Here is a 9,935-nt window from a genome sequence, read left to right as displayed (position 1 = left end):
TGTCTGATCCAGCTCGGTCCGGTTCTGGTAATGGCTCCGGCAGTGATCTGGATGTATTATTCGGGCGGCACGCTTTGGGCGACGGTGTTGCTGGCCTTTACCATCGTCGCCGCGACGATGGATCAATTTATTCGCCCTGTTCTCATTCGCAGAGGCGCCGACTTGCCCATGCTGCTTATCCTGGCCGGCGTTATCGGCGGGCTGGTAGCGTTTGGCATACTGGGCATTTTCATCGGCCCGACAGTCCTGGCGGTCGCCTACACGCTGCTCAATGCGTGGATGGCGGATGGCGATGACAGAGAACCTCCCGGGGAAACGCCATGAAGCCGCCTTTGCTGCAGTTCAGCTAGGAAGTGATGGCAGCGCCGGGAGCCAAATCGGCGAGTACGATGGGCTCAATGCGCGCGCCCGTCGGTTCACCCTCCAAGCGCTGTAGTAGTAAAACCAAGACGCTACCGATCGCAGCTATGGTTCAGAGCCATCGGCCAAGGGCTTCTGCCTATATATTTGCCAACCCGTGCGCCGATCAAAAACAGCATGGTGACGGCTACCGTGTTCGACACGCGCATTGCACGTCGGCAGATCACCGATGAACAGGAAGGGCATGCTGGGCGGAAGCGTCGATACGACGACCAGGGAAGTCGTGATCCCCATGTGAGACATAGGCCAGTCACTTACTAAGCCGCGGCAAGTTCACTCTTGCCCTTCCCAGCTGCCTGGTTTTGGGCTATCATGATTGTCGGCCTTCTGAACCAGGAGGGTACGGCTTTCGCCCCTTGGTTTGCAGCCTGCGGCTGCACCTACTCGATGCCCGCGTCCAGCAGCCGGAGAAACTGCCGACCATCGGGACTTATCAGTCCCGCTACGCCTTCGGCCGCAAAGCCGTTGGTTGCTGCCTCTGCAAACGGGGGCGGCTTCGGCTGAACCGAGGACCGAATCCACTGATATCGAAGTCGCCGGCGGAAGGCCGGATCGCGCGCTTGCCAGAACTTGCGACGAGTTCGGCTGCCGGTTGAAGGTAGATATTGTCATCACCTATGGAGCACCGCCACTGTCGCAGCCAATGACGCAACTTCGGTTCATCACAATCTAGCTGCGCGAATGGAAGGAGGAAGATATGTCTGACACATCGAAGCAAGGCGACTGGACCAAGCCCGCGGCCATGGCGATTCCCAAAGGGGGCTTCTTCGAGGATCAAGTTAAGCAAGGCAGATACGGTCCGGTCTTTCCCCAGACTCCGGCTTGCTACGGCTTCAGCGTCATCGCGAAGGTCATCCCGGGAAGGGAAGAGCACTTATACAACCACGCCAAGGTCATAGAGAAAGCAATCGCAAACGACCCTACCACCCTCGCCATACTCCAAGCGCATTACCTGAGATGGGTGATCTTCACCATCAAGGGTGAGAGCTATATGATGTATCAGGGCATCTTTGACACCGACTTCGACAAATACTGCGAAGACGCCTCTTTCCTGTTCGGAAAGACGGGTATCCAGTCTGCCTTTGAGGCCCTCGAAGGCTGGCCGGAGGACTACGCGACAAATCCTGCGTCGATCGTCAAGTTCTTCCGCGACCACCATTGGCCGAGCTTTCTCGAATACAGCGAACATCCCTATGTAAGTTGCGAAGAAATCAAGAAAGCACTCAAGCTCAAAGCGGCATTCTCAACCGCGCTCGACCAAATGCAGTGAACTGGGCGCAGGCGCATGCTTGAATTCGACGACATCCAACACATCGTGCTGACGCGCGTGCCCGCGCTCACGGGGCGATACGAATTCCTTTCATTTCGCAACGCCGCGGGCGGACGCGCCTGGCTATCCGCGATTCTTGAAAAGGTGCAGTCGGCCGCAGAGGTCCGAGAGGCGACAGAGATAGGCGACCATTGGGTGAGCGTAGCCTTCACCTGGAATGGATTGCGGTCCCTCGGATTGGACGCGGCTTCGCTCGCCACGTTCCCAGACGAGTTCAGGCAAGGCATGGTCGCTCGCGCGGAGATGCTCGGCGACACCGGACGGAACCATCCTGACAACTGGGTGGGCGGCCTTGCCAGTCAGGATCTCCACGCCATCGTTATCTTGTTTGCACGCGCTGCCGAGGAGCGCGATCGCTGTGAGGTCGAACATGCAAACCTCGTGGCACGGTGCGAAGGCGTTGGGGTGCTATCAACGCTCGACCTAGAGGCGACGCCGCCATTCGACCATGCACATGATCACTTCGGCTACCGCGACCGGCTCAGCGAGCCGGTCATGGAAGGCACCGGAGAGATCCCGACACCCGGCTCCGGGGCACCCCTCAAACCCGGCGAATTCATCCTAGGGTACCCGGACGAAGACGGACCACCCTCCAAATTGCCGCAACCTGAAATTCTATCCCGCAACGGCAGCTACATGGCTTATCGCCGGCTGGAAGAGCATGTCGGCAATTTTCGTGAGTTCCTGCGCGAGCATGGAAAGACACTCGACGAACAGGAGCTGATTGCGGCAAAGCTGATGGGCCGTTGGCGCAGCGGCGCACCGTTGGTGCTGTCACCCGACAAGGATAATCCGGCGCTCGGTGCGGATCCGCATCGAAACAACGACTTCAACTATAAACAGATGGACCCGCATGGCTATGCGGTGCCGCTCGGCGCGCACGTGCGGCGCATGAATCCCCGTGACACGGCGCCCAATATGAACCGCCGCCGCATGATCCGCCGCGGCGCCACCTATGGCCCTCACCTGCCTGAGAGCGCTGCCGAAGACGGGGCCGAGCGCGGCATTGCCGCTTTCGCGATCTGCGCGAGCCTCATCCGGCAGTTCGAGTTCGCACAAAACGTGTGGGTCAACGACAAGAACTTCCATGAACTCGGCAATGAGCGCGACCCGATAATCGGCAACCAGGACGGTACGCTCGAGTTCAAAATCCCCAGACGCCCAATCCGCAAAAAGATCACCGGCCTTCCAGCATTCACCACCCTCAGGGGCGGCGCCTACTTCTTCCTTCCTGGTATTAAGGCGCTTCGATACCTCGCGGCGCTCGGCGACGCCAAGTCAGCCCAGCCATAAATGCGGGAGAACGACCATGAGCACATTGCCACCAGCTCGCACCTACAACCAAGAGCACATTGCCCGCAAATACACACCGGGCAAACGCCGCATGAGCATCTACTGGACGTGGAGTTACCCTTGGGAATCCCAGCGCGACCCTGCGGCGATGGAAAACCGCTTCTCGACGATGACCGAAGTCCGCACCGTCCTGTGGCCGAATTACGAGACGCCGGAGTGGAGCGCGGCACAATTTCTACAAGGGATTGCGGGTACGCTGGAGCTTTTCCACCGTTCCACGCTCAGCTTCCAGCGGATTGCCGGCGAGGCCACCGGTCACCCGGTCGCCGTTTTCCAGCGCATTGACCAGGCGGGTTTCAAGCTGCCGATCGACGAAAGGATTCTGGCAGATACCGACACGCTTATGGTGTTTGGACTCGACCACATCCTCTCCGAGCAGGAAGCCGCGCCAGAGGAAGTCGCCGCCATCCGCGAGTGGCTCAAGCGCGAAGGCACCTGCCTGCTGCTCGCGCCGCACCACGATGTCGGTTTCACCGATGACCTCGAGCAGCGCCAGATGGAATACCGCCACCACCGCGATGCACTCGTGCCGCGCCAGCAACGCTTCGGTCAATATACCCGTTCGCTGATGAAGGCTCTCGACATCCCAGTGCATAACATGTGGGGTCTCAGGCCAGCGCTCGTCAAAGGCACGAAGGAAATCGCACCGCTTACAGCCTTTCGGGACATCGACAAGCTGGGTCTGCTCAAAAACGTCCCTACACTCAATTTCCATCCACACCTGCCGCACTATGAGCTGACCACCAAGGACACCAAGTCGGTGCATTTGCTGGCGCGCCAGCCTATTGATCGCGACCGTCCCCATCCCTTCACCGAAGCGGGCAACACTGAGTTCAATTGCCTGCTCTGGATGCCGCCAAATCAGCAGCGCGTCGGCGACATCGTGCTCGTGGACTCGACGAACTTCACCACCCTGTTCGGCGGCACGGACAGTCTGGCGAACTTTTGGCGAAATCTTGCACTGATGAAATAAGCGCCGCTCGGTCATTTCCAAGCACATTGACCGCGTACGCGAATCCACACGGGGAAGACAGCCATGCTGATGGACCTGTTGAACAAAGCAGTCACTGTGGCCATGCTTGGTTTTGTGGTTTCAAGCATGCTGGCAATGGGTTCGGGGCTCACCATCCGGCAGATCGTTGAACCGCTGCGCAATGCCCGTCTGGTCTTGCTTGCGCTGTTGGCCAATTTCGTCTTGATGCCCCTTGGCGCGCTTGCCTTGGCGAAGGTGCTCTGGCTCGATAACCCCTTCGCAGTCGGACTGTTGGTGCTCGGGTGCGCGGCGGGAGCGCCGTTCTTGCCGAAGCTCGCTGAACTTGCCAAGGGCAACCTCGCGTTCTCCGTTGGCGCGATGGTGCTTCTGATGGTTGTCACGGTCGTTTACCTGCCTATCGTCATGCCCTTGCTGCTCCCGGGGGTCACTGTTGATCCGTGGAACATTGCTCGGTCCCTCGTCCTCCTGATGCTACTCCCGCTCGCCATCGGACTTGCCCTGAAGGCGCGATACGAAGAATTGGCCAGTCGGGTGAAGCCCATGCTCGACTGGATTTCCAACATCAGCCTCATCCTGCTGATGTTGTTAATCACTGCAGCGAACATCGACAAGGTTCTACAAGTCTTCGGCACACGAGGAATTCTTGCAGGGCTTCTGTTTATCGCATTGGGCTTTGGGATTGGTTGGTTGCTCGGCGGTCCTGAGACCGGCACGAGACGGGTCATGGCGCTCGGTACTAGCCAGCGCAACATTGCCGCTGCACTCGTGGTCGCGAACCAAAGCTTCAGCGACCCACAAGTGGTCGTAATGGTAATTGTTGTCGCGATCGTCGGATTGATCATCCTCATGCCGCTTTCTCGTGCGTTGGCCAATCGTTGAGCCAACACGGCATGGTCGCCCAGCGATCGATGGGTCGTCCGTAGTGCCGCGTCGCGGCTCGCCGCCGATACCGCCTACGGCGATGGCAGGTTCCTCGGCTGGCTCGTCGATCAGAACATCGCGCCGCACATTCCGGTCTGGGACAAGAGTCAGCGCGATGACGGGACCTTCAGCCGCGCTGACTTCATCTTCGATCCGGACCAGAACCAGTTCACCTGTCCCGCCGGCAAGCTGCTCATGCAGTATCGCCGCAACTTCACGGTTCCGCGCGCGGACAATGTGAGCGGTGGGAACCGGAACTACCGGGCCAGCAAACGAGACTGCCACCTGTGTGACCTCAAGACCCGCTGGCGTCTGAAAACGGCGGTGCGCGATGTGCTGCGCAGCGTCCATGAAGACGCTCGCGACCACGCGGTCAGTTGGCAGATACGCCCGAGTTCGAGCAGTCGCGCAACGAGCGAAAGAAGATCGAGATGATGTTCGCGCATCTGAAGACCACACTCCGCTTCGAGCGTATGCGATTACGCGGCCCGAGCGGAGCCGTGACGAGTTCCTGATGACAGCCATAGTCCAAAACCTCAGACGAATGGCGAGGCTGACCACACCAACGGTGGCGGCAACAACATGATGGAGGCCAATCCGCAGATCCTCGCCAATTGCCCCAAGATGCATGTGCTGTCCAAGCGGGCACCCGCTATGCCTTCGAGAAGGGCAAGCGGCATCGCAATCGAGCTTTTCCAAAGCATCGACCCAAAGCGGACTACTGTGACTACGCTGCATATGTCTGAAAACTGCTGCGACGCGTCGTTGACCTGCCACCGTGGCAATTCGGTCATTTGGGAATGAGACCTAAGTTAAGGGCAAGGGCGGCCGCCTCACCGCGGGACTTGGCGTCGAGCTTGTCCAGGAGCGCGGATAAGTGGTGGTCGACCGTCTTGGGCGAAATGAAGAGTGCGCTGGCAATCTGGCCGTTCGACCGGCCCTGGTCGGCGAGCAGCAGGCCGTAGGGCCGCAGCATGTCCCGCTTGTCCTCGGACGCATTTCGACGCCGAGCATTCTTTGCCACCAGGTCGGCTCGTCGCCGAACCTGCGCGCTTCGATGCATTTGGCGACGCCTGTAACCGAGCAGGGAACAGTGTCGACGTTTGAATTAACATCATTCGTGAATTCCGCCCGGCTTTCGTGTCATCTGTTAGAACTAGATCATGTCTTCGACCGACGTGACCGGCTCACCCCGCCCAGCGCGCTGGGGCTTGGCCGCAAAGCTGTTTACGGTTCTCGCGCTGCTTGGCGCGATCGCGGTCCTGGTGACCGGCGTGCTCGGTTATTTCAGCGCCCGCGACGCCCTCGAAAAGGCAGTCTTCGATCAGCTCACGGCCGCCCGGCAGACCAAGTCGCGCCAGGTCGAAACCTACTTTCGCACAATCCAGGCCGAGCTGCGCCTTCTTGCCACCTCCAAGATGGTGGTCGATGCAACGCGTGAGTACCGTATCGCAGTCGACCAGCTCGACCGGTCAGGCGCGTCACCTGAATTGCGCCAGAAGGTCAGCGACTGGTACGCTGACAACTTTCTCCCTCGGATAACAAGGGTATTCGGCAGGGAGCCGGCTGTGGCCGACTATATGCCGGTCGGCGCCGCTCCTTACTACCTGCAGTACCATTATATCGTTGCCAATCCGCATCCGAAGGAGCGGCGCAAGCTTCTCGACGACGCTGGTGACGGCAGCGACTACAGCAGGCTGCACGCGGTGTATCATCCCGTGATCCGGGCCGCGGCCGCAACGGTCGGCTTCTTCGATTTAATGGTGGCCGACGTCAAATCAGGCCGCCTGATCTACACGGTCGAGAAGGAGGTGGATTTCACGACCTCTCTTCAAGTCGGACCCTACCGCAGCTCAAGCGTCGCCGAGGTGGTCGCCCGCTGCGCCCTAAGCCCCGACAGGTCGGCCATCTGTCTGGAGGATTTCGCCCCATACGCGCCATCGAACGGCGCACCGATCGCCTTCATGGGAGCACCGGTGATTGACCAAGGCGTCGTCATCGGCGTGCTGATCGCGCAACTGTCAAACGAGGAGATCGACAACGTCGTCACGGGCGGCCGCCGCTGGCGGCAGGAAGGCTTCGGGAACACGGGCGAGACCTATCTGGTAGGCCCTGATTATCTGGTGCGCTCCGGTCCACGAACGTTCTACGAGGATCGGGAAAAATACTTCGCCGAACTCAAGTTCGTCGGCACCTCGGACGAGGAGATCGCCACCATTCAGCGTTACGGAACGCCGGTGCTGCATCAGCGCATCGACACCCACGCCACCCGGGCTGCGCTGGCCGGTGTCGAGGGTACAGGCGAGATCACCGGCTACCGCGGCGTTCCGACGCTCGCTTCATGGGGTCCGCTCGCGATTCCCGGCGTCACGTGGGCCCTCGTTGCCAAGATCGACAGCGGTGAAGCATTCGCGCCGATCGCCCAGCTCCGCCAAAATCTGCTGGTCGTTGGGGGACTTGCGCTGCTGGTGGTGGTCGCGACCGCAGCGTGGCTTTCGCGCGCGATGCTCGGACCGCTGCGCGAGCTCACTGCCGGGGTGATGCGCTTCGCTGCCGGCGACTATGGGACCAGCGTGCGGGGATCCGGATCGGCTTCAGCCGGCGCGGGGGCGAACCTGCAGGCGATTTGTGGTGTCGCAAGAAATGATCGCCTCCAAGTTGGTCTGGCTGCCATCGATGACGACGCGGTCGGGCCGGCCATGACGTGCCAGCGCCTTTTTGAAGAAGCGCTTGGCCGACGGCAGGTCGCGCTGCTCGCTGAACCAGAATTCGACTGTGTCGCCGACACTGTCGATGGCGCGGTAGAGATGCATCCACTGCCCGCGGACCTTGATGTAGGTTTCGTCGAAATGCCATTTCCCGCCTACCGTGCGCTTGCGCCTGTTGAAACGCTCCAGCAGTAGCGGTGCAAAACGAACGGTCCAGCGGTGAATGGTCGTGTGGTCGACGGCAATGCCCCGCTCGGCCATCATCTCCTCAAGATCACGCAGGCTGAGAGTGTAGGCCAAGTACCAGCGCACGCAAAGCAGGATCACTGACTGGTCGAACTGGCGGCCCTTGAACATTCAATCCTCCGAAAATATCGAAGGACGCCTTGCCATAACGCCAGTAATCAAAACGTTGCAACACATCCCATTGAGGTCACACAGCGGTAAAGCCCGGAAATGGCGCGACCGAACCGGCCGAAGGATTCGGTTCCGCCGTACAGCCGCGACGCGGGTTTGCCCTTCGGATGATGTCGAGTTTTCATCGGTTCCCTGACGAGAACCGCCTCGACATTAGCGGCTGACCTCCGTTCCTGCCTGTGATATCGTTAGTTACCTTCCGTGCCGAAGGGAAATGCGCCAAACCTCGGTCCCTCGGCAGTGACACGTCCCACTGGACGCCAGAGGAGCGCCTGCGATGACAAGCAAGTCACGAAACCTCTTAATGCCCTTTCAGGTGTCCGCCGCGGCGCTGGTCCTGGCAACTGGATTGGGAGGGTCCGCCAGTGCCGATGACGCGGAGGCCAGGCACCTGCTCAAGGCGATGTCGGACTACCTCGCAGCGCAGAAGGCTATATCGTTCGGATACGACACCAACCTCGAGGTCGTCACCAAGGATGACCAGAAGCTTCTGCTGGCGAGTTCCGGCGCGGTCGATCTCGCCCGGCCCGACAAGTTCCGCGGCAGCCGCCACGGCGGGTTCGCCAATGTGGAGATGGTCTTTGACGGCAGGACGCTGACGCTGCTGGGCAAGGATGCCAACCAGTACACCCAGGTCGATGTCCCGGGCACGTTGGACCACCTGGTCAATGAGCTGCGGGACAAGTACCAGAGGCCGATCCCGGGCGCCGACCTTCTGCTGTCGAACGTCTATGACGAGCTGATGCGTGATGTGACCGATGTCAAGGATCTCGGCAGCGGCGTGATCGGCGGCACGGAGTGCGATCACCTGGCGTTTCGGACGCAGGAGGTCGACTGGCAGATCTGGATCGCCCAGGGCGAGCATCCCTATCCCTGCCGCTATGTCATTTCCAGCAAGTCCGTCGATCAGGCGCCGCAATACAGCATCCAGATCACGGACTGGAAGACCGGCGATGAGGTTGCACCGGACGATTTTGCCTTCAAGGCGCCGGCCGGCGCCAAGAAGATCGATCTGAAGGAACTAGCCGACATCGACGAGTTGCCGGCACATCTCTCGCCAGGAGGCAGCAAATGACCATTTCAAGAAGACTGAGAATTGTGCTGCTTGCCGGCACCGTCGGGTTCATCGGGCTCGGAGCCCCATTGCAGCTTACGTTCCCCGGCGCGAATGGCATTGTCTCCACAGCCGAGGCCAGAGTCGGGCGTCCGCTCACGCCGGTCAGCGTCGCCGGGGTGGCGAGGCGGTCGGCGCGGCGTTGCGCGGCCGGAGTGACCTGCTGAAGACCTGAACGAAAAAGTGCGGTCGGCGTCCTGATCGGACTTCGGAGAACGGGTTGCTGTCACGGTCGAAAAGGACGTGACAGCAACCACGATCCTCGCGAAGCCTGGCGCGGCGCGCCATCTCATCCACACTTGCCTCATCCTTCGTTTACGCAATTTCAAGCTTGTAGCCGATGTAGGCCTTGGAAAATTGCCACAAAAGATCCGCTACTAGACTAGCAGAACCATGACGCCGTGCAGGAGGCCCTCCACCAACCGCGACCACGGTTGACTGGACCGCCCGACGAAAACCAGCTAGCCTACGGCCGCCGCTATCACGAGCGCCGGAGCTCCCCGGACGATCAATACCTTAGAAGCGTGCTGGCGAGCGTGACCGCTCCGCATTTGCTGGCGAGAGTTTGCGCTGCGCGACGTCCTCGGCGACAATTTTCGGTAGCAGGAGGGCGTAGATGCCGATCCACAGCAGGCCTCGCACCTCTCCGACCCAAAGAAGCCAGAGCACAACCAGATA

General features: G+C 60.3%; 8 protein-coding genes and 2 pseudogenes. 8 read left to right on the top strand and 2 right to left on the bottom strand.

Annotated elements, in window-relative coordinates; genetic code table 11:
• The 5 genes from BQ8482_RS21290 to BQ8482_RS21265 all read left to right on the top strand — a co-directional run.
• A partial coding sequence (locus tag BQ8482_RS21290) for an AI-2E family transporter (RefSeq protein ID WP_123149419.1) occupies positions 1-324 on the top strand: 324 nt, incomplete at its 5' end.
• A 793-nt stretch (positions 325-1,117) separates the two neighbouring features.
• Positions 1,118-1,690, top strand: coding sequence for a hypothetical protein (locus BQ8482_RS21280; RefSeq protein ID WP_123149399.1), 573 nt, complete (start codon positions 1,118-1,120; stop codon positions 1,688-1,690).
• A gap of 15 nt (positions 1,691-1,705) precedes the next feature.
• Positions 1,706-3,043, top strand: coding sequence for a Dyp-type peroxidase (locus BQ8482_RS21275; protein WP_123149398.1), 1,338 nt, complete (start codon positions 1,706-1,708; stop codon positions 3,041-3,043).
• Between the two features lie 16 nt (positions 3,044-3,059).
• Entirely contained in the window at positions 3,060-4,076 is a 1,017-nt protein-coding gene (locus tag BQ8482_RS21270) for a hypothetical protein (protein ID WP_123149397.1), read from the top strand.
• A gap of 63 nt (positions 4,077-4,139) precedes the next feature.
• Positions 4,140-4,976 carry a bile acid:sodium symporter family protein gene (locus BQ8482_RS21265; protein WP_208867789.1) on the top strand — a complete coding sequence of 279 codons (837 nt, stop codon included), beginning with the start codon at positions 4,140-4,142 and terminating at the stop codon, positions 4,974-4,976.
• Between the two features lie 832 nt (positions 4,977-5,808).
• Here the strand turns inward: BQ8482_RS21265 and BQ8482_RS21255 are convergent.
• The gene (locus BQ8482_RS21255; RefSeq protein WP_244602914.1) at positions 5,809-5,994 is read right to left on the bottom strand and encodes a helix-turn-helix domain-containing protein; all 186 of its coding nucleotides are present in this window, start codon (positions 5,992-5,994) and stop codon (positions 5,809-5,811) included.
• 187 nt (positions 5,995-6,181) lie between these two features.
• Between BQ8482_RS21255 and BQ8482_RS21250 the strand changes: the two are divergent.
• Positions 6,182-7,594 (top strand): annotated as a pseudogene (locus tag BQ8482_RS21250) (adenylate/guanylate cyclase domain-containing protein); the annotation flags it as partial.
• Between the two features lie 4 nt (positions 7,595-7,598).
• Here BQ8482_RS21250 and BQ8482_RS21245 read toward each other — a convergent pair.
• Positions 7,599-8,083: pseudogene (locus tag BQ8482_RS21245) on the bottom strand (IS6 family transposase); the annotation flags it as partial.
• Between the two features lie 337 nt (positions 8,084-8,420).
• On the opposite strand from BQ8482_RS21245, the gene BQ8482_RS21240 reads away from it, so the two are divergent.
• Both BQ8482_RS21240 and BQ8482_RS21235 read left to right on the top strand, forming a co-directional pair.
• A complete protein-coding gene (locus BQ8482_RS21240) occupies positions 8,421-9,218 on the top strand; it encodes a DUF2092 domain-containing protein (protein ID WP_123149394.1) in 798 nt (265 codons plus the stop codon).
• Positions 9,215-9,424, top strand: coding sequence for a hypothetical protein (locus BQ8482_RS21235; RefSeq protein WP_123149393.1), 210 nt, complete (start codon positions 9,215-9,217; stop codon positions 9,422-9,424). Before BQ8482_RS21240 ends, BQ8482_RS21235 begins: the two co-directional genes overlap by 4 nt.
• Positions 9,425-9,935: the final 511 nt, after the last annotated feature.

It is taken from the genome of Mesorhizobium delmotii (genome assembly GCF_900149755.1).
Taxonomy (GTDB): domain Bacteria; phylum Pseudomonadota; class Alphaproteobacteria; order Rhizobiales; family Rhizobiaceae; genus Mesorhizobium; species Mesorhizobium delmotii.
This window is presented reverse-complemented; position numbering and strand designations above follow the sequence as displayed.

Excerpts from the sequence above, each read along its gene's own strand:
- BQ8482_RS21280 (WP_123149399.1), top strand. The coding sequence starts at position 1,118 with ATGTCTGACACATCGAAGCAAGGCGACTGGACCAAGCCCGCGGCCATG.
- BQ8482_RS21275 (WP_123149398.1), top strand. The coding sequence starts at position 1,706 with ATGCTTGAATTCGACGACATCCAACACATCGTGCTGACGCGCGTGCCC.
- BQ8482_RS21270 (WP_123149397.1), top strand. The coding sequence starts at position 3,060 with ATGAGCACATTGCCACCAGCTCGCACCTACAACCAAGAGCACATTGCC.
- BQ8482_RS21265 (WP_208867789.1), top strand. The coding sequence starts at position 4,140 with ATGCTGATGGACCTGTTGAACAAAGCAGTCACTGTGGCCATGCTTGGT.
- BQ8482_RS21255 (WP_244602914.1), bottom strand. The coding sequence starts at position 5,994 with ATGCTGCGGCCCTACGGCCTGCTGCTCGCCGACCAGGGCCGGTCGAAC.
- BQ8482_RS21240 (WP_123149394.1), top strand. The coding sequence starts at position 8,421 with ATGACAAGCAAGTCACGAAACCTCTTAATGCCCTTTCAGGTGTCCGCC.
- BQ8482_RS21235 (WP_123149393.1), top strand. The coding sequence starts at position 9,215 with ATGACCATTTCAAGAAGACTGAGAATTGTGCTGCTTGCCGGCACCGTC.